The 24,856-nt window shown below is 72.7% G+C and carries 22 protein-coding genes and 1 pseudogene; 13 read left to right on the top strand and 10 right to left on the bottom strand.

Features of this window, described 5'->3' with window-relative positions; translation table 11 throughout:
• Positions 1–6 precede the first annotated feature (6 nt).
• The 4 genes from P696_RS0108585 to P696_RS0108570 form a co-directional block, all read right to left on the bottom strand.
• Positions 7–1,569, bottom strand: a complete 1,563-nt coding sequence (locus P696_RS0108585; protein ID WP_245627566.1) for an AMP-binding protein — start codon at positions 1,567–1,569, stop codon at positions 7–9.
• A 41-nt stretch (positions 1,570–1,610) separates the two neighbouring features.
• Positions 1,611–2,663 carry a hypothetical protein gene (locus tag P696_RS0108580; RefSeq protein WP_026412021.1) on the bottom strand — a complete coding sequence of 351 codons (1,053 nt, stop codon included), beginning with the start codon at positions 2,661–2,663 and terminating at the stop codon, positions 1,611–1,613.
• Complete coding sequence (locus tag P696_RS0108575) at positions 2,660–3,727, bottom strand: LLM class flavin-dependent oxidoreductase (protein WP_026412020.1); 1,068 nt, start codon at positions 3,725–3,727, stop codon at positions 2,660–2,662. The genes P696_RS0108580 and P696_RS0108575 overlap by 4 nt, the downstream gene beginning before the upstream one ends.
• A gap of 105 nt (positions 3,728–3,832) precedes the next feature.
• Positions 3,833–5,071: a lysylphosphatidylglycerol synthase transmembrane domain-containing protein gene (locus tag P696_RS0108570; protein WP_084336994.1), complete on the bottom strand. Its 1,239-nt coding sequence runs from the start codon at positions 5,069–5,071 to the stop codon at positions 3,833–3,835.
• Between the two features lie 206 nt (positions 5,072–5,277).
• On the opposite strand from P696_RS0108570, the gene P696_RS0108565 reads away from it, so the two are divergent.
• Complete coding sequence (locus tag P696_RS0108565) at positions 5,278–6,735, top strand: hypothetical protein (protein ID WP_157429563.1); 1,458 nt, start codon at positions 5,278–5,280, stop codon at positions 6,733–6,735.
• 97 nt (positions 6,736–6,832) lie between these two features.
• Entirely contained in the window at positions 6,833–7,522 is a 690-nt protein-coding gene (locus P696_RS0108560; protein WP_026412017.1) for an HAD family hydrolase, read from the top strand.
• A gap of 69 nt (positions 7,523–7,591) precedes the next feature.
• Here the strand turns inward: P696_RS0108560 and P696_RS0108555 are convergent, their stop codons facing one another.
• The 3 genes from P696_RS0108555 to P696_RS0108545 form a co-directional block, all read right to left on the bottom strand.
• On the bottom strand, positions 7,592–7,960 hold the full coding sequence (locus P696_RS0108555) for a hypothetical protein (protein WP_157429562.1): 369 nt from the start codon (positions 7,958–7,960) through the stop codon (positions 7,592–7,594).
• A gap of 109 nt (positions 7,961–8,069) precedes the next feature.
• The gene (locus P696_RS44135; protein WP_034483479.1) at positions 8,070–8,558 is read right to left on the bottom strand and encodes a ferritin-like domain-containing protein; all 489 of its coding nucleotides are present in this window, start codon (positions 8,556–8,558) and stop codon (positions 8,070–8,072) included.
• Entirely contained in the window at positions 8,555–9,193 is a 639-nt protein-coding gene (locus P696_RS0108545) for a hypothetical protein (protein ID WP_245627565.1), read from the bottom strand. Before P696_RS0108545 ends, P696_RS44135 begins: the two co-directional genes overlap by 4 nt.
• A gap of 182 nt (positions 9,194–9,375) precedes the next feature.
• Between P696_RS0108545 and rimP the strand changes: the two are divergent.
• From rimP to truB, 8 genes and pseudogenes are all read left to right on the top strand, one after another.
• Positions 9,376–9,975 (top strand): annotated as a pseudogene (rimP, locus tag P696_RS57945) (ribosome maturation factor RimP); the annotation flags it as partial.
• A gap of 202 nt (positions 9,976–10,177) precedes the next feature.
• Positions 10,178–11,317, top strand: coding sequence for a transcription termination factor NusA (nusA, locus tag P696_RS0108530; protein WP_084337108.1), 1,140 nt, complete (start codon positions 10,178–10,180; stop codon positions 11,315–11,317).
• Between the two features lie 4 nt (positions 11,318–11,321).
• Complete coding sequence (locus tag P696_RS44125; protein WP_084336990.1) at positions 11,322–11,624, top strand: YlxR family protein; 303 nt, start codon at positions 11,322–11,324, stop codon at positions 11,622–11,624.
• A gap of 108 nt (positions 11,625–11,732) precedes the next feature.
• Complete coding sequence (infB, locus tag P696_RS0108520) at positions 11,733–14,828, top strand: translation initiation factor IF-2 (RefSeq protein WP_026412014.1); 3,096 nt, start codon at positions 11,733–11,735, stop codon at positions 14,826–14,828.
• A gap of 224 nt (positions 14,829–15,052) precedes the next feature.
• Positions 15,053–15,349 (top strand): DUF503 domain-containing protein, encoded by a 297-nt coding sequence (locus P696_RS0108515; protein ID WP_026412013.1) that lies wholly within the window; start codon positions 15,053–15,055, stop codon positions 15,347–15,349.
• Positions 15,350–15,386: 37 nt separating this feature from the next.
• A complete protein-coding gene (gene rbfA, locus P696_RS0108510) occupies positions 15,387–15,854 on the top strand; it encodes a 30S ribosome-binding factor RbfA (protein WP_026412012.1) in 468 nt (155 codons plus the stop codon).
• On the top strand, positions 15,851–16,903 hold the full coding sequence (locus tag P696_RS44120; RefSeq protein WP_034483473.1) for a DHH family phosphoesterase: 1,053 nt from the start codon (positions 15,851–15,853) through the stop codon (positions 16,901–16,903). Before rbfA ends, P696_RS44120 begins: the two co-directional genes overlap by 4 nt.
• A complete protein-coding gene (gene truB, locus P696_RS0108500; RefSeq protein ID WP_026412011.1) occupies positions 16,900–17,772 on the top strand; it encodes a tRNA pseudouridine(55) synthase TruB in 873 nt (290 codons plus the stop codon). The genes P696_RS44120 and truB overlap by 4 nt, the downstream gene beginning before the upstream one ends.
• A 22-nt stretch (positions 17,773–17,794) precedes the next feature.
• Here truB and P696_RS52160 read toward each other — a convergent pair whose 3' ends face one another.
• From P696_RS52160 to P696_RS0108485, 3 genes are read right to left on the bottom strand one after another with little or no spacing between them, the layout of a single operon-like run.
• Complete coding sequence (locus P696_RS52160) at positions 17,795–18,823, bottom strand: SCO family protein (protein ID WP_051467046.1); 1,029 nt, start codon at positions 18,821–18,823, stop codon at positions 17,795–17,797.
• A gap of 41 nt (positions 18,824–18,864) precedes the next feature.
• Entirely contained in the window at positions 18,865–19,434 is a 570-nt protein-coding gene (locus tag P696_RS44110) for a hypothetical protein (protein ID WP_051467044.1), read from the bottom strand.
• A gap of 26 nt (positions 19,435–19,460) precedes the next feature.
• Positions 19,461–20,417: an endonuclease/exonuclease/phosphatase family protein gene (locus P696_RS0108485; RefSeq protein WP_211245657.1), complete on the bottom strand. Its 957-nt coding sequence runs from the start codon at positions 20,415–20,417 to the stop codon at positions 19,461–19,463.
• 153 nt (positions 20,418–20,570) lie between these two features.
• Here P696_RS0108485 and P696_RS0108480 point away from each other — a divergent pair, with 153 nt between their 5' ends.
• The 3 genes from P696_RS0108480 to P696_RS0108470 all read left to right on the top strand — a co-directional run bounded on the left by P696_RS0108480 (position 20,571) and on the right by P696_RS0108470 (position 24,850).
• On the top strand, positions 20,571–21,530 hold the full coding sequence (locus tag P696_RS0108480) for a bifunctional riboflavin kinase/FAD synthetase (protein WP_026412009.1): 960 nt from the start codon (positions 20,571–20,573) through the stop codon (positions 21,528–21,530).
• Positions 21,531–21,918: 388 nt separating this feature from the next.
• On the top strand, positions 21,919–22,188 hold the full coding sequence (gene rpsO, locus P696_RS0108475) for a 30S ribosomal protein S15 (RefSeq protein WP_026412008.1): 270 nt from the start codon (positions 21,919–21,921) through the stop codon (positions 22,186–22,188).
• 340 nt (positions 22,189–22,528) lie between these two features.
• Positions 22,529–24,850, top strand: a complete 2,322-nt coding sequence (locus P696_RS0108470) for a polyribonucleotide nucleotidyltransferase (RefSeq protein ID WP_026412007.1) — start codon at positions 22,529–22,531, stop codon at positions 24,848–24,850.
• Positions 24,851–24,856 lie beyond the last annotated feature (6 nt).

The following is a 24,856-nucleotide window of genomic DNA, read 5'->3' as shown; positions in this document are numbered from 1 at the left end:
CCGGACTCACCCCGCCCCCGCGCGCTCGGAGGCGGCGCGCTCATGCAGAGCAGGCTTGTCGATCTTGCCGTTGGCGTTCACAGGGAGGGAGTCCACCGGGATCACGCGGCGCGGGACCTTGTAGTTCGACATATTCTCCCGCGCCCAGGCGATGACGGCGTCTGGGAGGGTGTCCGGGTCGGCGTCCCGCCCCGGCGGCGGGACGACGTAGGCCCAGCCCACCTCGCCCTGCCCGTCGTCCGGGACGCCGATCACCGCCACCTGGGCAACGTCTGGGCAGGCCAGCAGCAGGCCCTCGATCTCGGCCGGGTAGGCGTTGAAGCCGGAGACGATGAACATCTCCTTCTTGCGGTCCACGATCGAGACGTTGCCCGCGTCGTCCACGACGCCGATGTCGCCCGTGTGCAGCCAGCCCTCCGCGTCCACGGCCTCGGCCGTGCGTTCGGGGTCGTTCCAGTAGCCGCGCATGACGCCGTACCCGCCGACCAGGATCTCGCCCGGCTCCCCAGGCGCGAGGTCGCCGCCGTCGTCGTCCACCACGCGCACCGAGACACCCGGCACCGCGCGGCCCGTGGAACCGGCGACCACCTCGACCGGGTCCTCCGGACGGGTCATCGAGACGACCGTGCCCTCCATCAGCCCATAAGCGTTGATCATGCGCTCGATCCCGACGCGGTCCACCAGACGGCGGATCAGTTCAGGAGGGACAGCGGCAGCGCCGCAGATCAGCACCCGCAAGGACGACACGTCGCGGCCGTCCAGCTCGTCCAGGATCTTGAAGAACATCGGCGGCGCGCCCGCCAGGACGCTGACCCGGTTCTCCTCGATCAGGTCGAGCAGCCCGGCCGGGTCGAACAACGCGATCGGCATCATCGTCGCGCGGCGCAGGACGCACGCGAGCAGCCCGGCGTTGATGCCGAAGCCGTGCGAGAACGGCGCGATGACCGGGTAGCGGTCGCCCTCGCGCAGGGTGACGATCTCCGCCCAGTCCCAGTAGCCGCGCAGCAGCTGCGAGTGGTGCAGCATGACGCCCTTGGGCGCGCCGGTCGTCCCGGACGTCGCCATGATCGAGGCGATGTCGTCCAGGCCGACGGCCGACGCCCGCTCCTCGGCCTCCGCAGTGGACGTCTTCTCCCCTCCAACCAAGAAGTCTTCCCAGCTCATCGCACCAGAAGGAGCCGGTCCCGCCCCCAGGACGACCCGATGCCGCAGCTCAGGCAGGTCGGCATCGGCGATCATGTCCAGGTAGGACGTCCCCATGAACCCCTCGGCCGCGAGCAGCACGGACGCGCCGACCTTCCGCAGCAGCCCGGCCGCCTCCAGCCCCCTGAAGCGCGTCGAGACAGGGGCGATGATCGCGCCGACGTCCCAGATGCCATAAGCGGCGACGACCCAGTCCGGATCGTTCGGCCCCCAGACCGCCACCCGGTCGCCCGGCCCGACGCCCAGCGCGATCAGAGCACGCGCCACCTCCGTCGCCCGCGAGGCCAACGCGGCAAGGGAAAGACGAACGTCCCCGGCGACGACGGCCAGGACGTCCGGATGCGCGGCGGCCTGCGAACGGAGCATGCGCGGGATCGTCCCCCACGCGGGGACCGGCTCAAGATTCATCACACCCCCAGCGCGGAGCGGTCGCGGCCGAGGTGGTGGCCGCGGGTGTCGGTGACGGTTCCCGGACGCCGCGCCTCGACGACCTCGTCCGCCACCACGACCTCGATCGACACCGGGGTCAGCGCGTACAGGGCCTGCGCGATGCGGCCCTTCCACATCGGGTTCCGCACGAGCGTGTCGCGGTTGAACCAGACGTGCAGCGCGGCGGCGTCGAGGGTGCCCTCGCGGGCGATCCGCAGGTCCCAGTGCGCCACGCCGTCGATCTTCGCCAGCGCCGCCTCCAGCTTCGGGACGGAGATCCAGCGCCCCCTGACCAGCACGTGTTCGCCGAGCGTGTGCGTCGGCGCGGGCACGCCGTCCTCCCCACCCGACAGCCGTACCGCGTGCCCGGTCCGCCGCACCTCATCCCCCGCGAACACGACCAGCTCGGCGACCCCCGCATCAAAGGGAGCCTCCAAAAGGACATCCTTCTCAACAGGCGCGAGCCCAAGCAGCCCATCCCGAACCACGGTCAGCACCGCATCAGAGGGCCGCTTCCAGGCGACCGGAACCCCAAGGAACGGATCGGCATAAAGCTCCCGCACCTCCGCCTCGAACTCGGCGGCGAGCTGTGCCGCCGCGTTGGCCGAAGGGATCTCACCCACCACCAGGACGCGCTCCAGCTCCAGGTCCAGCGGATCGAGCAGGAACTCCAGGTGCAGCCGCGCGAGCAGGTCCATGGCGCCCGTCGGCGTGATGATGAGCGTCGTCGCCCCCACGGCCTCCAGCGCCGAGTGCAGCCGCATCCGCCCGCGCGCGCCCACCGACGCCGTCGCCTGCGCGACCGACGCGGCGGCCCGCGCGATCAGCGATCCGCTCGGCTCGCCGTCGTCGTTCAGCGCGACCACCACCCGGTCGGACGGCCCGACCCCCGCCGCGCGCAACGTCTCGGCGGCGATCTCGACCGCGTCGTCCGGCAGCGGGACGACGAGGTCGCCCTCGGAGGAGACCGCCAGCGGCCCCCGCGCGCCCGTCCCGGACGGGAACCCATGCCTGGTCAGCCAGCGGCTCACTGCGCGACCTCCTGCATGAAGAGCTTCATCGAGTTGCAGACGTGCTCGTGCGCGAGCCCGCCGACCTGCGCCTGCAGGATCAGGTCGGTGGCGCCGGCCGCCTCGAGCGCCTCGACGGCCTTCCGCGAGCCCTCCACGTCGTCGATGACGACCATGGTCTGCTCGCGCAGCACCGCCATCGCCTCGTCCGGCGGCATCCCGACGGCCTGCTGGCCGAGGACGCGGTGCGTGGCGTGCCGGGCGTCGGTGTAGCCGGGCGGCGCGACCAGGTTGATCTGCCGCCGCAGGTACCAGAGGACGGCGTCGGCGGCGGTGTCCACGGCCTCCTGCTGGGTCGGCGCGACGTACCAGGGGATCATCAGCGCGATCCGGCGCGAGTCAGGGTCGAAGCCGTTGTCGGCGAGGCACTGCTTGTACTTGGCGATGTCCTCGGCGACATCGTCCAGGCCCTTGAGCATCGTCATGCCGAGCAGGTTGTAGCCCTGCTTGGCGGCGGCGAGATATCCGTCCACGGAAGTGGAGGCGACCCAGACCGGCGGATGCGGCTCCTGCACCGGACGCGGATAAACCCCCACATCCGGGACCTCGAAGAACTCCCCGCTGCGGCTCACCGGACGCCCGTCGGCCTCCCAGATCGCCAGGACGGCCTCCAGATGCTCCTCCCACAGCTTGCGCGACTGCTCGAACGGCCGCTGGAACGCCTGGTACTCCAGCGGGGACGCGCCGCGCCCGGTGCCGAACTCGACGCGTCCGTTCGAGATCACGTCCAGCGTGGCGACCCGCTCGGCGGTGCGGATGGGCGACTGGAACGGCAGCAGCACCACGCCGAGCCCGAGGTGGATCCGCTCGGTCCGCTGCGAGATCCCGGCCAGCACCAGATCCGGCGCGGACGAGTGGGAGAAGCCCCGGGTGAAGTGGTGCTCGACGAACCAGGCGGTGTCGTAGCCGAGCTGGTCGGCCAGCACCACCTGCTCCATGACGTTGTGGAACGCCTGCCGCTCCACCTCGCGGGAGCGCCCGCGCACCTCAAGTTCGTAGCCAAGGCTGACCCGTAGCGACGTCATGGAGCCTCCGAGCTTCCGCTGTGCTGTCAGAGACCAAGATAACCAAGCGCTCGCTTGGGACGCTAGTCAAGGCACTGCCCGGAAGCGCGTCACGCGGAGGACGCGTCAGCTACGGGGTTGCTCGGCGGGGCGCGAGATCAGGACGGGCGCGTACGGGGAGAGGGTCGTGAAGGTCGCGCACGCCTCCACGGCGACGCGTCCGGCGCGGCCGAGGATCGCGCGCGCACGAGCCCCGGCACGCTCCTGGAGCGCCAGCCAGGCGACCCAGCCCACTCCCACGACGCCCCAATAGGAGACGAGCCGGTAGAGGCCCACGGCAGCCGCCGCCGGGGCGACGGCCGCGCCCAGCGCGACCAGCGAGGCCGCCATGCTCGACTCGATCGCGCCGATGCCGCCGGGCAGCAGCGGGAGCAGGCTGCCCGCCGCCTGCGCGGCGAAGTAGGCGAGCGTCACACCGGTCGGGTCGAGGTCGAGGCCGACCGCGCGGGCCGCCGCGAACAGCGCGAGGATGTCGCAGACCCAGTTCATGACCGCGAACACCGCGAGGACGCCCACGTCGCGCGCGTTCGGACGCAGCAGGAACGCCGCGTCCAGCAGCTTGTCGACCCAGGGCGCGATCTTCGGGTGCGCGGTCAGGCGGCGGTGCGCCCACCGGAACGGGACGGCCAGCCGCGTCCGCAGCGGACGCCACAGCAGCGCGGGAGCGACCACCGCCGCGGCGGCGGCCGGATAGGACAGCGCGGTCAGCGCGGGCCCGCGCGCGAACGGGTCGGTGAGCAGCGCCAGCAGCCCGATCAGCGTGTACGTGCCCGTCGTGATCACGCCGCCGACCACGATCACCGCCGTGGCCACCCGCGCGGACGCGCCGGACCGCCGGAACTGCTGGAAGGTGAAGACGACGCTCACCGCCGGACCGGCCGGGAGCGTGGTGGACAGCGCGTTGCCCGCGTAGGTGATCGCGAACGCGCGGCGCACCGGCATCCGGTGCCCGCCGATCCGCAGCAGCCGCCGCTGGAGCCGGGCGAACGCGCCCATCGACAGCGCCTCGGCCAGCACCACGACCACCAGCCACAGCCGGTCGGCGTCGAGCGTCGCCCTCCACATCGCGCCGAAGTCCGGGAGCTCGTCGCTGAAGAGGATCAGCGAGCCGAGCGCGGCGAGGACGAGTCCCCACTGCACCAGGGCGCCGATCCGCCGTGCCCGCCGCGACAGGGTGTCGCGTGACGGCCCGAGAGGCAGATCCGGCCCGTCCGTCAGTTCCACAGCGCCCGAACCGGCGGGGTCGGGGCTGGAGGGCGGTGGGCCGTCCTCGGGGGAGGCGGGTGCCACGACGGAAGCTGTCATGTCACGGCCACCTCGCAAACTCGCTCAGCTGGAGCAACCTCGCGATCAGTAAGAGTGTTCCCCGTCACTGGTCACGAAATCGCAAAGTGAGTCCCATCACGGTGGGGTGCGCCCGGGAGTGTCCGGCCTGCACGTAATTGCCGGAGTCTTTACGCTTTTGTCGATATTCGGTCCGTCATAGGGCCAACCTCCCGGAAGGACCCACCATGCCCCCCAGCATGCCCAGCCTCCGCCTGCCCTCGAGGCGCGTCTCGATCGTGCTCGGCGTCGCCTCCGGCGCGATCGCCACCGGCCTGGTCGCCACGGGGATCGGCGCCGCGCACGAGTCCGAGAACACGGTCGCGGCGGCCCCACGCGCGGCGATCTCCACGACGCCGGGCCAGACGACCACGCTGTCCGGCGTCTCGTTCAAACTGAGATGGAAACCCACAGATCCAGCGGCGATGACCGCGCTCGACCGCGTGGTCGCCGACAAGCGCACCGCGATGAAGGCCGTGTCCTTCCGGGACGTCGCCGCCGACGCCACCGACCTGCGCCGCCTGACCTGGAAGAGCGGCTGCGCCGCGAGGACCGCCGTCTCCGCGCTGGACGCCAGGGTCAAGGTCGGCGCCTGGTGCCCGGACTTCCGCTCCGGCAAGAACGACGAGGGCAGCCCGAACTGGATCCCGCAGGGCGTCGCCACCAGCCGGACGACCCAGTTCGACGGCCTCGCGCTCAGCTGGTACCACGTCAAGGACCCGAAGGCGGCCAACCCCGTCACCGACATGGCGCGGCTGTCGGTCGGCAGGCGTCCCGAGGTGAACAAGACGGGCGGCTACCACTCCGTCCAGCTGGCCGTCCCGACCCGCGACGCGTCCGGCAAGGTCGTGGCCAGGGACGTGAGCGTCGGGCTCGGCGGCGCGGGAGGCGGCATGAGCGCCCAGGGCGTCGCCGAGGCCCCGCAGCACGCCGGCGGCGTGTCGATCGTCGGGAACTACGCCTACCTCGCCGACACCGCCGCCGGCCTGCGGGTCTACGACTTGCGCCGCACCTACAAGGTGACGCCGGGCAGCGGCCTGGGCGTCGGCTCGGACGGGAAGTTCCACGCCCACGGCGAGCACTACGTCCTGTTCGAGGTCGGCCGCTACCAGTTCGACCGGACCGCCTACGGCAGCTGCCCGGCCTGGACCGTCAAGCCGCAGGCGCTGAACAAGCAGCTCTGCTTCAGCACCGTCACCTACGACCCGACCTTCCCGACGCCGAGCCTGGTCACCGCCGAGTACAAGCTGTCCGGCGGGCTCAGCTCGACCCGTCCCGCCCGCATGGTCCGCTGGCCGCTCGCCTCGAACGGCACGCTGGCCGCGAGCGGCGGCGTCGTCACGTCCAAGGCCGTCTACGGGACGGTCACGCCGAACATCCAGGGCGTCGCGGCCTTCTACAGGGCCGGGCAGGGCACGACGATCTACTACTCGGTCAGCGGCGGCGGGGCGACCAGGCCCGGCAGGATCATCAGTGACCGCGCCGGACGCAACCCGTACACGCTCACCGGGGTGATCGGCGGCGAGTCCTTCGCCTTCGACCCCTACTCGGGCGGCGACCGCGTCTGGGGCGTCACCGAGCACGCCGGGAAGCGGATGGTCTACTGGGTCTACCGCAAGAGCCTGCAGCCCGCGGGCGACCGCTGATCCACCCACTTCCGGGGGCGTCCCGCCGGACGGGACGCCCCCGGCCCGTGCCCGAGGCCCGCGCCGGACGTCCCCGTCCGTGGCTACGATTCCGGGCATGAGCGTCAAGGCCGTGATCTTCGACTGGGGCGGCACGCTGACCCCCTGGCACGACATCGACATCGCCCGCATGTGGCGGGACGTCTGCGCCACCGGCCTGGACCCCGACCTGGTCGCGGACGCGGCCGCCCGCCTGCACGCCGCCGAGGACGAGCTGTGGCGGCGCGGCAGGGACGAGCATCGCAGCGCCACCCTGGACGAGGTGTTCGCGCTCGCGGGCGTCGAGCCCGGCGAGGCGCTGCTCACCGCCGTCTACGAGCTGTGGTCGCCGCACACCCTCATCGACCCCGCCGCCCCCGGCCTGCTGCGCGAGCTGCGGGCGCGCGGCGTGAAGGTCGGCGTCCTGTCCAACACCATGTGGACGCGCGACTGGCACGAGCGGATCTTCGCCCGCGACGACGTGCTCGGCCTCCTCGACGGCGCGGTCTACTCCAGCGAGATCCCGTGGACCAAGCCGCACGCCGAGGCGTTCCGCGCCGCGATGGCCGCCGTCGACGTGGACGACCCGTCCGCCTGCGTCTTCGTCGGCGACCGTCCGTTCGACGACGTCCACGGGGCCAAGTCGGCCGGGATGCGCGCGGCCCTCATGCCGAACAGCACCGTCCCGACCTGGGAGACCGAGCCCGACGCCGTCCTGCACGGCGGCCTGGCCGACCTGCTCCCGCACATCGACCGCTGGTCCGCCTGACCGCGGTCCGCCGATCATGAGAAGGACGGGGCCCCGACCCCGAAGCCCCGTCCTTGTCACTCACGCGACTCAGTCGGCCTGACCGGCTCTCTTCGGCTTCTCGGCCTTGGCCGAGGGCTCCGCGTCCGCCTCCGCCGACGCGTCCGCCGCCTTGCCCGTGCCCTTCTGGGCCAGGTCGGCGTCGGTCGCGAGCGGGAGGCCGAGCTGATCCCGGACGGACCCGAGCAGCCGGTCGACGCGCGCCTGGAGGCTGGCCAGGTTCGCGCGCGCCACGTCCGCCTCGGCCTTGGCCCGGCGCGCCTGGCGCCTGGCCTCGTCGCGCTCGGCCGCCAGGTGCGCCAGCTGCGCCTGGTAGGCCGCCTTCAGCTCGTCGAGCGAGGACGTCGCGGACGAGGACGCCGCCCCCGGCGACCCCGCGGACACGGACTTCTCATGCATCACGGACATGATGGTCTGGATTCCTTCCCCCGATGGCCCCAGGACCCCTGCGAAACGGACTAACGAGGACTAGAGCCCCGCAGTTCCCAGAGTAGGACGGTCCAGACGATCAGTCGCGGGAGCCTCCCGGCTCCGGAGCGGGACCCAGCGACGCGGACGGCAGCCCCGGGAACGCGCTGGACGGCCCGGTCACCCGCCCTGCCCCCGACATCGCCTGCCAGCGCACCGAACGCGCCATGGCCTGCTGCATCTCCCGCGCCGCGATCGTCCGCAGCGCCGGATCCGGTGCCCCCGCGAGCCCCGCGTACGCCGTCACGACGGCCCGCTCCAGCGCCGCCGCGAGCTGCGCGGCCGTCCGCCCCGACACCGGACGGACCGGCAGCCTGTAGACGGGGGAGGCGGCCACGGCCCGGACGCCCCGGGCCGCCAGCCGCGAGATCAGGTCGTCGCGCTGCGCCCGGTGGTCGTCCCAGATCGTGCGGGCGGTGCCCTGCGCGGCCCCGCGCAGCCTGGCCCCGAGCACCCCGTACCCGTACACGGCGGCGTGCTCGGCCTTCAGCGCCTCCTGGAGCGCCGAGACCGACGTCACCTCGCTCACGTCGCCCTCCCCAGCGCCTCGGCGTGCCCGGCCTCACACGCGCCGATGCTCGCCAGCACCTGCGCCAGCCCGGCGTCCGCCTTCGCGACGGCCGCCGTCAGCCGCGCCGCCGCCCCCGTCTCGGCCCGCCGCAGGTCCGCCAGCACCGCGCCCGGACCGCCTTCAGGTGCTGTGACCTGCGCGGACGCGGGGATTCTGCCGCCCTCGCCCGCCCGCCGTCCCGACCCCGGGACGTAGTGGCGGCGCAGCACGTCCAGATGCGAGCGATGGTGGGCGAGGACCGGATCGAGCAGCCAGGCCAGGTCGGCGTGCGCCGAACGCGCCGCCTCGTACCGGGCCACCAGGTCCTGTTCGGCGGTGATCGCCGCCACCAGGACGGGCAGCGCGGACGTGTCGGCCTTCGCGGGCTCGACCGCCTTGCAGCCGCCGAGCAACGGCAGTGCGGGCAGGGCCAGGACGGCCGATCCTCCCAGCAGCGACCGGCGCGACAGCGGCGCGGGCCAGACAGCCTGGATCGCCGTGGGCGAGGCGGGTTTCGATCCCCCAGGGGGTGCCGCGGGCGGGCCTGCGGCCGATGCCGCCGGCCATCCCGCCGGACGCGTGGACAGGCCCTTCCCGGCCCCGGCCTCGGGCACGCGCGTCTCCTCAGCGGATCACGATGGTGGACGGAGTGCCCAAGCATCCCACATCCCGGCGGACGCGGCGGCCCGGCGGCACGCCGGTGAGCTGTCCGAAAGGCCGCTGAGGTGTCCGGCTGTCGATAGTCTTGAGGGGTCACCGGACACACGGTGGAAACCGCACAACAGGAGGAGGTCCCATGAGCGTCGAGTCCCGTGGCGGCAGCGCTCACCGGGGCCGTGCCGACGCGGCCGCCCCGACCGGGGCGCAGTCCGCGCAGGCCGGGGCCAGACGGCCCCGCGACGAGACGGCCGCCGAGCTGACCCGGCTGCTCACGCCCGCGGTGGCGGACGCCGGGTTCGACCTGGAGGCGGTCGAGGTGCGTCCCGCCGGACGCCGCCGGCTCGTGAAGATCGTCGTGGACGGCGACGGCGGGGTCAGCCTCGACGACGTCGCCGACCTCAGCCAGGCGGCCTCGGAGCTGATGGACGCCTCCGACGTGATGGGCACCGCCCCGTACGTGCTGGAGGTCACCTCGCCGGGCGTCGACCGCCCGCTCACCGAGGCCCGGCACTGGCGGCGCGCGGCCGGGCGGCTGGTCGAGGTGCCGCTGGAGGGTGACGAGAACGGCCGGATCGAGGGCCGCGTGGTCTCCGCGGACGACGACGCCGTCGTCATCGACGTCGTCCCCGCCAAGGGGAAGAAGGGCGCCAAGGGCCGTCCGGTCAAGCCGGTGCGGCGCGAGTTCGCGCTCGCCGACCTCGGCCCCGGCCGCGTCCAGGTCGAGTTCCGCTCCGACGCGGACCCCGCCCCGGGCAAGGGTTCCGGCGGCGACGCGGACGACGCGGACGCCGACCTGGACATCGACATGGACGCCGAGATCGACGCCGATGCGGACGAGCACGGCGACGGGGAGCCCGTGGACGACCTCGCGGGCGAGGCCGAGGAAACACGTTCTCCGGCCGAGCCGGAATAGAGGGGGGAGCCTCGTGGACATCGACATGAACGCCCTGCGGCTGCTGGAGAGCGAGAAGGACATCTCGCTGGACGTCGCCGTCAAGGCCATCGAAGACGCGCTTCTGATCGCCTACCACCGTGGTGAGGGCGCGGCCACCCGCGCGCGCGTGCAGCTCGACCGCGCGACCGGGCACGTCACCGTGTGGGCGACCGAGACCGACGACGAGGGCGCGACCGTCCGGGAATACGACGACACCCCGGACGACTTCTCACGTATCGCGGCGACGACGGCCAAGCAGGTCATCCTGCAGAAGCTGCGCGACGCCGAGGACGAGCTGACCCTCGGCGAGTTCGCCGAGCGCGAGGGCGACATCGTCTCCGGGATCATCCAGCAGGGCAAGGACCCGCGGAACGTGCTGGTCGACCTCGGCAAGCTCGAGGCGATCCTGCAGCCGCAGGAGCAGGTCCCGGGCGAGCGGTACGAGCACGGCGAGCGGCTGCGCGCCTACGTGGTGCAGGTCCGCAAGGGCCACCGCGGCCCGTCGGTGCAGCTGTCGCGCACCCACCCGAACCTGGTGAAGAAGCTGTTCGCGCTGGAGGTCCCGGAGATCGCCGACGGCACCGTCGAGATCGCCGCGATCGCCCGCGAGGCCGGCCACCGCACCAAGATCGCGGTGCGCTCGCGCAAGCCCGGCGTGAACGCCAAGGGCGCCTGCATCGGCCCGCTGGGCAGCCGGGTCCGCAACGTGATGGCCGAGCTGCACGGCGAGAAGATCGACATCGTGGACTGGTCGGACGACCCGGCCGAGTTCGTGGGCAACGCCCTCTCGCCCGCCCGCGTCAACAGTGTGACCGTGGTGGACGAGGCCGCCCGCACCGCCCGCGTCGTGGTGCCGGACTACCAGCTCTCCCTGGCCATCGGCAAGGAGGGGCAGAACGCCCGGCTCGCCGCGCGGCTGACCGGCTGGAAGATCGACATCCGCTCCGACACCGAGTCGGCGGGCGGGGCCGCGAGCCAGGCGGGGCAGCCCTCGGGACGCCCCGAGGGCGGTGACGCCGGTGCGGCCGGCGGGCCCCGGAACCGCCCCGAGGAGACCCCTCGGCGGGGCGACGAGACCGGCGAAACCGGATCTTCTTCGTCCGCGGCCCCGGCCGCAGGTCCGGCCGACGCCTCGGCACGGTAGACTGATGGGTGGTGACCGTGCGGTCCCCGTACGAACGTGCGTGGGCTGCCGGGCACGCACGGCCAAATCCGACCTGTTGCGCCTGGTGGTCCGGGACGATGTCATCGTCCTCGATCCGCAGGGGCGGCTTCCGGGCCGGGGCGCTCACCTGCACCCCGATCCGAAGTGCCTCCAGCTCGCCGTCAAGCGTCGGGCGTTCCCCCGGGCCTTTCGCGTCCAGGGGCCGCTCGATCACAGCGGGCTGGAATCCGCACTTGCGGCTCACGCCGCGCAGCAGCAGGATGGCCGAACGGTTGGCGACGTCTAGTCGGAAGCAGGTCGAGATTGCTATGAGCGCTCGATGAGCACGCCGCGATGAGTACGGCAAGGTAACGACGGTCCGGAGGCCGCACCCCCGGACCGAGTAGGGAGTGCAGTGGCGAAGGTCCGGGTTTACGAACTCGCCAAGGAGTTCGGTGTTGAGAGCAAGGTCGTCATGGCCAAGCTCCAGGAGATGGGCGAGTTCGTACGTTCGGCGTCCTCCACGATCGAGGCGCCGGTCGTCCGCAGGCTCACAGAAGCTTTCAACCAGGGGTCCGGCAAGTCCGGCCCCAAGGCCGGGAAGAAGCAGGCTCCCCGGCCGACTCCGCCCAAGCCGGGCCCCTCGGGCAACGGCGCGGGCGCACCTGCCCCGACGGGTGAGGCCCGTCCCGCGCCGGGACCGCGTCCCGGCCCGCGTCCGGCTCCTGCTCCGCGCCCGACGGGCGCCCAGCAGGGCGGCGGCGCACCCAAGCCGGGTCCGCGTCCGGGTCCGGTTCCGCCCGCTCCGGGCATGCCCGGTGGCGGCACCCCCGCTCCCGCGCCCGCGCCGAGGCCCGCCGCCCCCGCGGCGAGCGGCGGCGACCAGGTCCGCGGTGAGCAGCGTCCCGAGCAGGTCCGTGGCGAGCAGCGTCCCGAGCGCGGCGAGCAGCGTCCTGAGCGCGGCGAGCGTCCCGAGCGCGGTGACCGTGGCGAGCGCGGTGGCGCGCGTCCGGGTGCGCGTCCGCAGGGCGGCGCCGGTCCGAAGCCGGGTCCGCGTCCGGGTCCGCGTGCCGGCGGCGGTGGCCGTCCCGGCGCTCCGCGTCCGGGCAACAACCCGTTCAGCTCGACCAACTCCGGCATGGGCCAGGCGCCCAAGCCCGGTCCGCGTCCCGGCCCGCGTCCGGACGGCGACCGCCCGCGCGGCGGTGACCGTCCCGGTGGCCCGCGTCCCGGCGGCGGCGCCCGTCCGGGCGGCGCTCCCGGCGCCGGCGGTCCGCGGCCCAGCCCGACGGGGATGCCCCCGCGTCCGGCCGGTGGTCCGCGTCCGAGCCCGATGAACATGCCCTCCTCCCGTCCGGCCGGTGCTCCCGGTCGCGGCGGACCCGGCGGTGGCGGCGGTCGTCCCGGTGGCGGCGGTGGCCGTCCCGGCGGCGGTGGCGGTCGTCCCGGTGGCGGCGGTCGTCCGGGCGGCGGCGGTGGCTTCGGCCCCCGCGCCGGCGGCGGTGGCGGCGGTGGCGCTCCGGGTCGTCCCGGTGGCGGCGGCTTCGGCCCCCGTCCGGGTGGCGGCGGTCGCGGTCGCGGCGGCACGCAGGGCGCGTTCGGCCGTCCGGGCGGACGCCCGGCCCGCGGTCGCAAGTCGAAGCGGGCGCGTCGCCAGGAGTTCGAGGCCATGCAGGCCCCGACGACCGGTGGCGTGCTGGCCCCGCGCGGCCACGGCAAGACCATCCGGCTGCCGCAGGGCGCCTCGCTGACCGACTTCGCCGAGAAGATCGGCGCGAACCCGGCGTCGCTGGTGCAGATCATGATGCACCTCGGCAAGATGGTGACCGCCACGCAGTCCGTCGACCCCGACGACCTGCAGCTTCTCGGTGTCGAGCTCGACTTCGACGTGCAGGTCGTGTCCCCCGAGGACGAGGACCGCGCGCTGCTGGAGTCGTTCGACATCGAGTTCGGCGAGGACGAGGGCGGCGAGGAGAACCTGCAGCCGCGTCCGCCGGTCGTGACCGTCATGGGTCACGTCGACCACGGTAAGACCAAGCTGCTGGACGCCATCCGGCACGCCGACGTCCAGGCGGGCGAGGCCGGCGGCATCACCCAGCACATCGGTGCCTACCAGGTCCAGACCCAGGTCGACGGCCAGGAGCGCAAGATCACCTTCATCGACACCCCGGGTCACGAGGCGTTCACCGCCATGCGTGCCCGTGGCGCCGACACCACCGACCTGGTGGTGCTGGTGGTCGCCGCGGACGACGGCGTCAAGCCGCAGACCACCGAGGCGATCGACCACGCCACCGCGGCGGGGGTCCCGATCGTGGTCGCGGTCAACAAGATCGACGTCGAGGGCGCGGACCCGACCAAGGTCCGGGCGCAGCTCACCGAGTACGGCCTGGTGGCCGAGGAGTTCGGTGGCCAGACCCAGTTCGTGGACGTGTCCGCCAAGCAGGGCACGAACATCGAGGGTCTGCTCGAGGCGGTCGTGCTGACGGCGGACGCCGAGCTGGAGCTCACCGCCAACCCGGACATGCCCGCCCAGGGAACGGCCATCGAGGCCCACCTGGACAAGGGCCGCGGTTCGGTGGCGACGGTGCTGGTCCAGCGCGGCACGCTGCGGGTCGGCGACTCGATCGTCTGTGGTGTGGCCCACGGCCGCGTCCGGGCGATGCTGGACGAGAACGGCAACAACGTCGAAGAGGCGCTGCCGTCCCGTCCGGTGCTGGTGCTCGGCCTCAACGCCGTGCCCGGCGCGGGTGACAACTTCCTGGTCGTCGAGGACGAGCGGGTCGCCCGGCAGATCGCCGACAAGCGCACCGCGCGCAAGCGCAACGCCGAGCTCCTGCGCTCCCGCAAGAGCAGCTCCCTCGAGGAACTGTTCAAGGACCTGGAGCGTGGCGAGCGGGAAGAGCTGCTGCTCATCCTCAAGGGCGACGTGTCCGGTTCGGTGGAGGCCCTGGAGGACTCGCTCCTCAAGATCGACGTCGGCGACGAGGTGTCCCTCCGGGTCATCCGCCGCGGCGTCGGCGCCATCACCCAGGACGACGTCAACCTGTCGCTCGCCTCGGACGGCGCGGTCATCATCGGCTTCAACGTGCGTCCCGAGCGGAACGCGCAGGAGCTGGCCGACCGCGAGGGCGTGGACATCCGGTACTACTCGGTCATCTACCAGGCGATCGAGGAAGTCGAGGCGGCCCTCAAGGGCATGCTCAAGCCGGAGTTCGAGGAGCACCAGCTCGGCACCGCCGAGATCCGCGAGATCTTCAAGGTTCCGCGGATCGGGAACATCGGTGGTTCGATGGTCACCTCGGGCGTCATCCAGCGCAACGCCAAGGCGCGCCTCGTCCGCGACGGCGTCGTGGTCGCCGACAACCTCACGGTGTCGTCGCTGCGCCGCTTCAAGGACGACGCCACCGAGGTCCGCGAGGGCTTCGAGTGCGGTATCGGCGTCGGCTACAACGACATCAAGCTCGGAGACACCGTCGAGTGCTTCGAGATGCGCGAGAAGCCGCGCGACTGATGCCGTAGGGCTCAAGGGCGCCCCCCCGCGAGGGGGCGCCCGACCCTGCCCCTCAGGGCGGGACGACGTGCGAAAAAGCAGGTGAGAGCGTCAGGCTGATCAACTAGCCTGGCGCTCTCCATGTGGGTGGTCATCTTCCGGAGTTCCGGTGTTCGCGGGAGGCGATCACGGGAACAGCCGATGTGGCCACCGTCGTTCAAGCTAGGGAAACCGGGGTGGTCATCCTGTACGTAGGCGCTTTGACGCTCGATCTGCTGCTCGGGGACGTGCGGTCGCTGAAGCAGAAACGGGCGGTGGTACGTCCGATCGTCGCGGAGGTGCGCAAGCACTTCCCCGGGGTGGCGGTCGCCGAGACCGGCGACAACGACCTGTACCGCCGGGCGGAGATCGGCGTGGCGGTGGTGTCCGGGGCCGCCGACAACTGCGCCCACGTGCTGGACCAGTGCGAACGGCTGGTGGCCGGGCGCCCCGAGATCGAGCTGCTGTCGGTCAGGCGGCGGCTCTTCAACGACGAGGACTAGGCGCCCTTCCGGGGCGCCGTGGAAAGGGAGTGCGATCATGGTGGACGCAGCCCGGGCGCGTAAGCTCGCCGACCGCATCCAGCAGATCGTGGCCGAGATGCTGGAGCGCCGGATCAAGGATCCGCGGCTCGGCTTCGTGACCGTGACCGACACCCGGATCACCAACGACCTGCGTGACGCGACCGTGTTCTACACGGTGTACGGCACGGAGGAGGAGCGGGCCGGGACCGCCGCCGCGCTGGAGAGCGCGAAGGGGATCATCCGGTCCGAGGTCGGACGGCAGACCGGGGTGCGGCACACCCCGAGCCTGACGTTCACGCTCGACTCCCTCATGGAGAACGTCGCGCACATCGACGACCTGCTCGCCAAGGCGCGCAGGTCGGACGCCGAGGTCGCCGCCGCGGCCGCGGGCGCGACGCACGCCGGTGACGCGAACCCCTACAAGGAGGACGCGGACGAGGACGACGACACCGGCGACGACGGCGTCGCCCGAGCCTCCTCGTGAACACCGGGGCCGGACTCGACTGGGACCGGGCCCTCGAGCTGATCGACGCGGCCGACGAGGTCGTGCTCGCGTGTCACATCGGCCCCGACGGCGACGCCCTGGGGTCGATGCTCGCGGTCGCACAGGTGCTGCGGGGGCTCGGCAGGTCCGTGGCGGCCTCGTTCGGCGAGCCGTTCACGGTCCCGGCGAGCCTGCGCTTCCTGCCCGGCATGGAGCTGCTGACCGGGCCGGGCGAGCTGCCGTCCCGCCCGGCACTGATGATCACGCTGGACGCGGCGGGCCCGGACCGGCTCGGTTCGCTCGCCGCGACCGCGGCCCGCGCCGACGCGCTGATCGTCCTGGACCACCACGCGTCCGGCCGGTCCTTCGCGGACGGGCGCGACGGCGAGACCGTGATGCTGGCCGACGCCGAGGCCGCCGCCACCGCCGTCCTCGCGGACGAGCTGATCCGGCGGCTCGGCGTCCCGCTCACCCCGGACGTCGCGCAGGGCCTGTACGCGGGCCTCGCCAGCGACACCGGATCCTTCAAGTACCCCTGCACGACCCCGCAGGTCCATGATCTGGCGCGCCGCCTGCTGGAGGCGGGCGTGCGGCCGGAGAAGGTCAGCCGCGAGCTGTGGGACCGCGCTCCGTTCGGCTACCTGCAGGTCCTGTCGGGCGCGCTCGGCCGGGCCCGGCTGGAGCGTTCCGCCGCGGGAGGCCGGGGCCTGGTCTGGACGACCGTCCAGGCCGGTGACCGGTCCTTCTGCGGCGTCACCTACGAGCAGCTCGAGGGCGTCATCGACCAGCTCCGCCGGACGGAGGAGGCCGAGGTCGCGGTGGTCTGCAAGCAGACCGACGCGGGCGACTGGTACGTCTCCACCCGCTCCAAGGGCGAGGTGGACGTGGGCCGGGCCTGCGCGCTGCTCGGCGGGGGCGGGCACCGCACCGCCGCGGCGTTCAACGCGGCGGGCGAGCCCGCCGAGATCATCGACCGGCTGCGCGACGCCCTGTGTGCGGCCGAGGAGACCGAATCCCGTTTCACCACCGACTCGGAGCGCATCGCGTGACCACCTCTGGACTCGTCATCGTCGACAAGCCCGCCGACTGGACGTCGCACGACGTCGTCGGCAAGATGCGGCGGCTCGCCAGGACGCGCCGCGTCGGGCACGCGGGCACGCTCGACCCGATGGCGACCGGCGTGCTGGTCGTCGGGGTGGAGAAGGCGACCCGGCTGCTCGGCCATCTCGCGCTGACCGAGAAGCAGTACGACGCGACGATCCGGCTCGGCCAGACCACCAACACCGACGACGCGGAGGGCGAGATCACCGCGTCCGCGTCCACCGGGCACGTCACCGACGCCATGGTCATCGAGGGGATCGCGGCGCTGACCGGGCCGATCAGCCAGGTTCCGCCGCAGGTCAGCGCGATCAAGGTGAACGGGGAGCGGGCCTACAAGATGGCCCGCAAGGGCGAGGAGGTCGAGCTCAAGGCGCGTCCGGTGACGGTGCACGCCTTCGAGGTGACCGGCATCCGCCGCGAGGGCGACTTCGTCGACGTGGACGCGTCGGTGACCTGCTCGTCCGGCACCTACATCCGGGCGCTGGCCCGCGACCTCGGCGCCGGGCTCGGCTGCGGCGGCCACCTGACCTTCCTGCGGCGCACCCGCGTCGGCCCGTACGACCTGAGCATGGCCCGCACGATCGACCAGCTCGCCGAGAACGTGGAGATCCTGCCGATCGGCGACGCGGTCGCCGCCGCGTTCCCGCGCCGGGACGTGTCGGCCGACGACGCCCGCAAGGTGACGCACGGCGGCAAGCTGCCCGCCGCCGGCCTCGGGCCGGGCCCCGTCGGCGTCTTCGCGCCCGACGGGACCCTTCTGGCGCTGGTCGAGGAGCAGGGCCACGCGGCCAAGCCCCTCGCCGTCTTCGCGTCCTAGCCCGCGTTCGGGTCCGGCCGTCCTAGCCGTTCACCGCGACGACCTTCGCCGTCACGGCGACGTCGCCCGCCCTGGCGAAGTGCAGGGTCAGCGGGACGTCCTGGCCGATCTTGAGGTCGCGGGGCTTCATGAGCATCAGGTGCAGGCTGCCCTTGGCGAACTCGACCGTCCCCTTGCCGACCGGGACGGCCTTGACCTGCTCCATCTTCATGCCGTTGGCGCCGTTCATCGACATCCGGTGCATCTCGACGGTCGCGGCGGTGGGGGAGTCCACACCGGTGAGGGTGTCGGGCTCGCCGGTGTTGGTGATCGTCATGTACCCGGCGGTGACGTCCGGCGAGGACGGCACCCGGACCTGGGCGCCGGAGACCTTGATCGACTCGGACGTCCCGGCGGACGGCGCCGCCGAGGACGCCGCGGACGCGGACAGCAGCGCCTTCAGGTCGTGCGCCATGTCCGCGCTGCCGAACTGGTACGGGAACATGAGCGCGCCCGAGCCGTCCGGGCCGTAGACCATGACGTTGCTGCCGTGCGAGACGACGTAGTTGCCCTTGGCGTTCGCGGGCGGCGGGCTGATCGAGGTCCTGGCGTCCGCGGCGGCCTTCTTGATCTCCGCGTAGGGCCCGGTGAGGCCGACGAACGACGGATCGAACCTGCCGAGGAAGTCCTTGAGCGTGCCCGGCTTGTCCCGCGCCGGGTCGGCGGTGACGAACAGCACGCGGGTGCGGGCCTTCTCGGCGGGGGACAGCAGGCTCATGGCCCCGGCCGCGTCCGCCATGGTGGTGGGGCAGATGTCGGGGCAGTGGGTGTAGCCGAAGAACAGCATCGTGACCTTGCCCCGGGCCTGCGCGGCGAGGTCGTAGGGACGGCCGTTCTGGTCGGTCAGCCGGACGTCCGGGATCTTGTAGGACGCGGGCAGCGGGGTGGACTTGTACGGGCCCTTGGACAGGGGCCGCTCGGCCGCCGCGGGGGCCTGCGATCCGCCGGTGCCGGAACAGGCGGCCGCGCCCAGCAGGACCCCGGCCAGCCCGAGCGCGATGATTGCGCGCATGCGAGAACTCTCCACGTGAACTGGTGAAACGAAGGAAATGATCAGGCGGGGGAGAGCGCTCGCGGCGGGCCGCGCCGCGAGACCGAGTGCCGGAGCGGAGCCGTTCGCGAGGGCAGGATCCGGGCCGCCGGACGGACGATCGTCCGTAGGGGCACAGGAACGTCCGGCAGCGCCGGCCGTGGCGGGGCCGCGGCGGCGGCGATCCGGCGGGCCAGCGACCACGCGGCGGCCTCGCCGCGCCGCAGCCACCAGGCCGTGACCAGCGCGGCCAGCGTGTGGGCGAGCGTCATGACCGCGCCGCCGTGGGCGTGCGCGGCGTGCGGCAGGCCGTGATGGACGGTCCCATCCGATACCTGGACGAACAGGACGTGCAGCCCGAACTGCGCCCCCAGCAGCCCGCCGAAGATCGTCGGATAGGACCGTTCCGTCCCCGCGAGCAGCGCGGCGATCCCGGCGACGAGCGCGAATCCGAGGCCGATCCCGGTCGCCGGCACGGCCTCGCCCGCCGAGAACGCGTGTCCGGCGGCGGTCAGCGTCAGGCAGACCGTCGCGAAGACCACCGCGCGGGCGGAGCGGGAGAGAAGCCGGTCAGGCAGGGCGGAATCGGACATGGCTGGAGTCATCGTCCCATGCCCGTTCAGGAATCGACGCTGAAGTCCGCCTGAACGGCGCGGTGGTCGCTGCCGGGCGTGCGCAGGGTCGTCGCCGCCTCGGCCTTCACGCCCCGGTACAGCACGTGATCGGGACGCGTGACCGGGAAGGACGAGGGCCAGGTGAAGCCGAGCCCCTTCCCGGCCGTGAGCTGCGCCTCGCGCAGCATCGGCACCAGCCTGCCGAGCTCGCGGTCGGTCGTCGCCGTGTTGAGATCACCCAGCAGGACGACCCGTTTCGACCCGTCCGCCCGGATCGTGTCGGAGAGCCGGTTCACACTCACGTCGCGCTTGCGCGTCGCCCCCGGACGCGCCGATCCGGCGTGCGCCACATAGACCGCGACCTCCCCGCGCGGGCTCTCCGCCCGCACCCGGAGCGCCCGAGGCCACCCCAGGCCGAGATCGACGACCTTGCTCTCCCGCAGCGGGAACTTGCCCCACAGGGCGACCGTCCCGCGCCGGGCGCTGAACGGGTACAGCGCGTCGAGACGCCGGGTGAACGCGCCGTCCCGGAACTCCTGGATCGCGATCAGGTCCGCCCGCGTCGCGATCAGCCGCTCGACGGTCGCCCGCGGATCCTTGTTGCCGGCGTACAGGTTCTGGCTGACGACGCGCAGGTCGTGCCGGGCGGCGGACGCACCGGGCAGGAAGGCCCCGCCGAACAGGACCGCCCACACCACGGCCGGGACGAGCGCGAGGGCCAGGCCCGTCCACGCCTTCCGGTACACGGCGAACGCGATGAGCAGCGGCACCGGCAGGCCGATCCAGGGGAGGGCGGTGTCGAGGAGCGTCCCGGCGGCCCCGGGAACGGCCCGATGGCCCGCCAGCAGCGCGGCCAGCACCAGCCCGAACAGCGCGATCACGGGCCCGCGCGGACGCGTGCCGGACAGCGGGACGCCCCCGCTCCGGGCGTTCCGCGTGCCGCTTCGGCTCTGGACGCTCACCCCGCAGACGTTACCCGGCGTGATCACGTGCCGCCGACCGTTCATCCGCCCGGCCCCGCCGGACCGCGCACCCCGCCGCGCATGGCACCCTTGGGCGGGAGACGGGAAGCGGCGGGCGTGACCGGCCGCAGGGTCCGACGCAGGGAGTGCATGGTGCGGCGCTGGCACGGCCTCGACGAGGTCCCCGCCGACGGGGGACGGTCGGTGGTGACCATCGGCGTGTTCGACGGGGTGCACCGGGGGCACGCGCGGATCGTCCGCGCCGCCGTCGAGCGCGCCCGCGAGCGGGGCGTGCGCTCGGTCGTGGTCACCTTCGACCCGCATCCGGACGGGATCGTCGGGCCGGGGGGCCACCCACCGCTGCTGACCACCACCGAACGCCGCGTCGACCTCCTGGAGGGGCTCGGCGCGGACGCGGTCCTGGTGATCCCGTTCACCCCCGAGCAGTCCCAGGAGCCCGCCGACGAGTTCGTCCGCCGGGTCCTGGTGGACGCCCTGCACGCGGAGCACGTGGTCGTCGGGGCGGACTTCCGCTTCGGCCACCGCGCCCGCGGCGATCTCGGGCTGCTCACCGAACTGGGCGACAAATACGACTTCACCGCTGAAGGGATACCGCTGGTGGCCGATTCGGGCGCAGGCGCCGACACCATCACCTCCACGCTCGTCCGCGCCGAACTGGACGCCGGGGACGTCGAGGCCGCCGCCCGGGCGCTCGGCCGCCCGCACCGCGTGGAGGGCGTCGTCGTGCGAGGCCACCAGCGCGGCCGCGCGCTCGGCTTCCCGACCGCCAACCTGGAGACCCCGGCGCACTCGGCCATCCCCAAGGACGGCGTGTACGCGGGCTGGCTGGTCGCCGACACCGGCCGCTTCCCGGGCTTCCGCTGGCCCGCCGCGATCTCCATCGGCACCAACCCGACCTTCGAGGGCGCCGAGCGCACGGTCGAGGCGTACGCCCTCGACCGCGACGACCTGGACCTCTACGGCGAGCACATGGCCGTCGACTTCCTGGCCCGCATCCGCGACACCCTGAAGTTCGACTCCGTCGAGGCCCTGATCGAGGAGATGCACCGCGACGTCTCCCGCGCCCGCGACCTCACCGCCGCCGACTCCTGACCGTCCCCGGACGGCCGGAGACCAAACGAGCGATGGAACAGTCGGGCGACGCCCCAACGGCCACGCCTGTGGGCGCGGCGGTCGGCCGGACCGATCGCCCGGACGGCGAAGCTCCGGGGTTTGAGCCCAGGACGGCGGAATCCGTGCCTCCCGGACGGCCCTGACGCCGGAATCCGCGTTCGGGCGGGCCCCGGGAGGCGATGATCACCGTGCGCCGCTGCTCCGTGACAGCCCCGGCGACGGGGCGTGGTACGGTGGATAGTCGCCGGGACGAGGTCCCGGTGCGGCGGGCTGCACCCTCAGTGCGGCCCGCACACGCATCCCTGACGCATCATGCGGACCCCGGGCGGCCGGGGCCTGCGGATGACGAGAACACAGAAGGAGCCACGTGTCGCTCGACACCGCCACCAAGAACAAGATCATTTCCGAGTACGCGACCACTGAGGGTGACACCGGTTCCCCGGAGGTCCAGGTCGCGCTGCTGACCAAGCGGATCAACGACCTGACCGAGCACCTCAAGGAGCACAAGCACGACCACCACAGCCGCCGTGGTCTGCTGCTCCTGGTCGGCCGCCGCCGCCGTCTGCTGAAGTACCTGCAGAACAAGGACATCACCCGCTACCGCTCGCTGATCGAGCGTCTCGGCCTTCGCCGCTAGCGGTGTCAGAGGGGGAGTGGCCCGACCGGGCCGCTCCCTCCTCGCATAGAACGACCCCCATACGACCCCCGGTTCCTGGGCATGACAGTTCCCGGGGGCACCCCCGGCCGGTCGTCCGACCGGCCGGAACGGCCGGCCTGAGGGCCGGCCACCGAAGGAAGCCTCGCGGACACCGCTGCTGCGGCCGGTCCTCGGTAGTGGCCTCCGGATCGCCGCCGGAACGCGGCCCCGATCCGGACGCTTCGATCGAAGACCGGCACCGCCTGTCAGCACAACGGGAAACGACCGCGAGGCGACGTCAACCGGAAACAGGAGGTTTCCCGTGACCGAAGCTCCGCGCATCGAGGGCGCGACCAGTGCCGAGGCCGTGATCGACAACGGCGCGTTCGGCAAGCGGACCATCCGCTTCGAGACGGGCCGGCTGGCCCGCCAGGCGGCCGGCAGCGCCGTCGCCTACCTGGACGACGAGACCATGGTCCTGTCGGCCACCACCGCGTCGAAGAAGCCCAAGGAGAACCTGGACTTCTTCCCGCTCACCGTGGACATCGAGGAGCGGATGTACGCCGCCGGGCGCATCCCCGGCTCGTTCTTCCGCCGTGAGGGCCGGCCGTCCGAGGACGCGATCCTCACCTGCCGCCTGATCGACCGCCCGCTGCGCCCGTCCTTCAAGAAGGGCCTGCGCAACGAGATCCAGGTCGTCGGGACGATCCTCGCGCTGAACCCCGACGACCTGTACGACGTCGTCGCGATCAACGCCGCGTCCCTGTCCACCCAGCTCGCCGGGCTGCCCTTCTCCGGCCCGATCGGCGGCGTCCGCGTCGCGCTGATCGACGGCCAGTGGGTCGGCTTCCCGCGCCACTCCGAGCTCGAGCGCGCGACCTTCGACATGGTCGTCGCGGGCCGGCTGCTGGAGGACGGCGACGTCGCGATCATGATGGTCGAGGCCGAGTCCACCGTCGGCACGCTGAAGCTGGTCGGCGAGGGCGCGACCGCCCCGACCGAGGAGACGGTGGCGCAGGGCCTCGAGGCCGCCAAGCCGTTCATCAAGGTCCTGTGCGAGGCGCAGAGCGCCCTGGCCGCGACCGCCGCCAAGCCGACCGCCGAGTACCCGATCTTCCTGGACTACCAGGACGACGTGTTCGAGGCCGTCAACGCCGCCGTCGGCCAGGAACTGGCCGAGGCGCTGACGATCGCCGACAAGCAGACCCGCGAGTCCCGGCTGGACGAGATCAAGGCCGGCGCCGTCGAGAAGCTCGGCGCCGACTTCGAGGGCCGCGAGAAGGAGATCGGCGCCGCCTTCCGCGCCGTCACCAAGAAGCTCGTCCGCGAGCGGATCATCGCCGACGGCCTGCGCATCGACGGCCGTGGCGTGAAGGACATCCGGCAGCTGTCGGCCGAGGCGCACGTGATCCCGCGGGTGCACGGCTCGGCGCTGTTCGAGCGCGGAGAGACCCAGATCATGGGCGTCACCACGCTGAACATGCTCCGCATGGAGCAGATGATCGACACGCTGAACCCCGAGCGCACCAAGCGCTACATGCACAACTACAACTTCCCGCCCTACTCCACCGGTGAGACCGGCCGGGTGGGCTCGCCGAAGCGGCGCGAGATCGGGCACGGCGCCCTCGCCGAGCGCGCCCTGCTCCCGGTGCTGCCGACGCGCGAGGAGTTCCCGTACGCGATCCGGCAGGTGTCGGAGGCGCTCGGCTCCAACGGCTCCACCTCGATGGGCTCGGTCTGCGCGTCCACGATGTCGCTGCTGGACGCGGGCGTCCCGCTGAAGCAGATGGTCGCGGGCATCGCGATGGGCCTGATCCACGAGGGCGGCGAGTACGTCACCCTGACCGACATCCTCGGCGCCGAGGACGCGTTCGGCGACATGGACTTCAAGGTCGCCGGCACCCGCGACGTCATCACCGCGCTCCAGCTCGACACCAAGCTGGACGGCATCCCCGCCTCGGTCCTGGCCGCGGCGCTGAAGCAGGCCAAGGGCGCGCGGCTGGCGATCCTGGACGTCATGTCCGAGGCCATCGAGGGTCCGTCCGAGATGTCCCCGTTCGCCCCGCGGATCATCACGATCAAGGTCCCGGTCGACAAGATCGGCGAGGTCATCGGCCCGAAGGGCAAGATGATCAACTCGATCCAGGACGACACCGGCGCGGACATCACGATCGAGGACGACGGCACCATCTACGTCGGCGCGACCGACGGCCCGTCCGCCGAGGCGGCGCGGCAGGCGATCAACGCGATCGCCAACCCGCACATGCCGGAGGTCGGCGAGCGGTTCCTCGGCACGGTCGTGAAGACCACGACGTTCGGCGCGTTCGTGTCGCTGCTGCCCGGCAAGGACGGCCTGCTGCACGTCTCGCAGATCCGCAAGCTGCACGGCGGCCAGCGGATCGAGAACGTCGAGGACGTCATCTCGGTCGGCGAGAAGATCCAGGTCGAGGTCACCGAGATCGACCAGCGCGGCAAGCTGTCGCTGGTCCCGGTCGAGGTCGTCGAGCGGGAGGCCGCCGGCAAGGAGGCCGCGGGCGAGGCGCACCAGGAGCGGGACGCCGAGCCCGCCGACCGCCCGGCCGACGAGGAGGACGGCGAGAAGCGCGCCCCGCGCCGCCGCCGCACCCGTCGCCCGTCCGGTGACGACGCCCGCAACTCCTGATCACAC

Source organism: Actinomadura oligospora ATCC 43269 (genome assembly GCF_000518265.1).
Taxonomy (GTDB): domain Bacteria; phylum Actinomycetota; class Actinomycetes; order Streptosporangiales; family Streptosporangiaceae; genus Spirillospora; species Spirillospora oligospora.
The sequence above is the reverse complement of the archived record's forward strand: the minus strand, read 5'-3'. Positions and strand labels throughout refer to the sequence as shown.

Coding starts and splice junctions, on each gene's coding strand:
- P696_RS0108565 (WP_157429563.1), top strand. CDS start 5,278: ATGCCCCCCAGCATGCCCAGCCTCCGCCTGCCCTCGAGGCGCGTCTCG.
- P696_RS0108575 (WP_026412020.1), bottom strand. CDS start 3,727: ATGACGTCGCTACGGGTCAGCCTTGGCTACGAACTTGAGGTGCGCGGG.
- P696_RS44110 (WP_051467044.1), bottom strand. CDS start 19,434: ATGTCCGATTCCGCCCTGCCTGACCGGCTTCTCTCCCGCTCCGCCCGC.
- P696_RS0108555 (WP_157429562.1), bottom strand. CDS start 7,960: ATGCATGAGAAGTCCGTGTCCGCGGGGTCGCCGGGGGCGGCGTCCTCG.
- P696_RS52160 (WP_051467046.1), bottom strand. CDS start 18,823: ATGCGCGCAATCATCGCGCTCGGGCTGGCCGGGGTCCTGCTGGGCGCG.
- P696_RS0108560 (WP_026412017.1), top strand. CDS start 6,833: ATGAGCGTCAAGGCCGTGATCTTCGACTGGGGCGGCACGCTGACCCCC.
- P696_RS44125 (WP_084336990.1), top strand. CDS start 11,322: ATGGGTGGTGACCGTGCGGTCCCCGTACGAACGTGCGTGGGCTGCCGG.
- P696_RS0108570 (WP_084336994.1), bottom strand. CDS start 5,071: ATGACAGCTTCCGTCGTGGCACCCGCCTCCCCCGAGGACGGCCCACCG.
- nusA (WP_084337108.1), top strand. CDS start 10,178: ATGAACGCCCTGCGGCTGCTGGAGAGCGAGAAGGACATCTCGCTGGAC.
- rbfA (WP_026412012.1), top strand. CDS start 15,387: ATGGTGGACGCAGCCCGGGCGCGTAAGCTCGCCGACCGCATCCAGCAG.
- P696_RS0108585 (WP_245627566.1), bottom strand. CDS start 1,569: ATGCTCCGTTCGCAGGCCGCCGCGCATCCGGACGTCCTGGCCGTCGTC.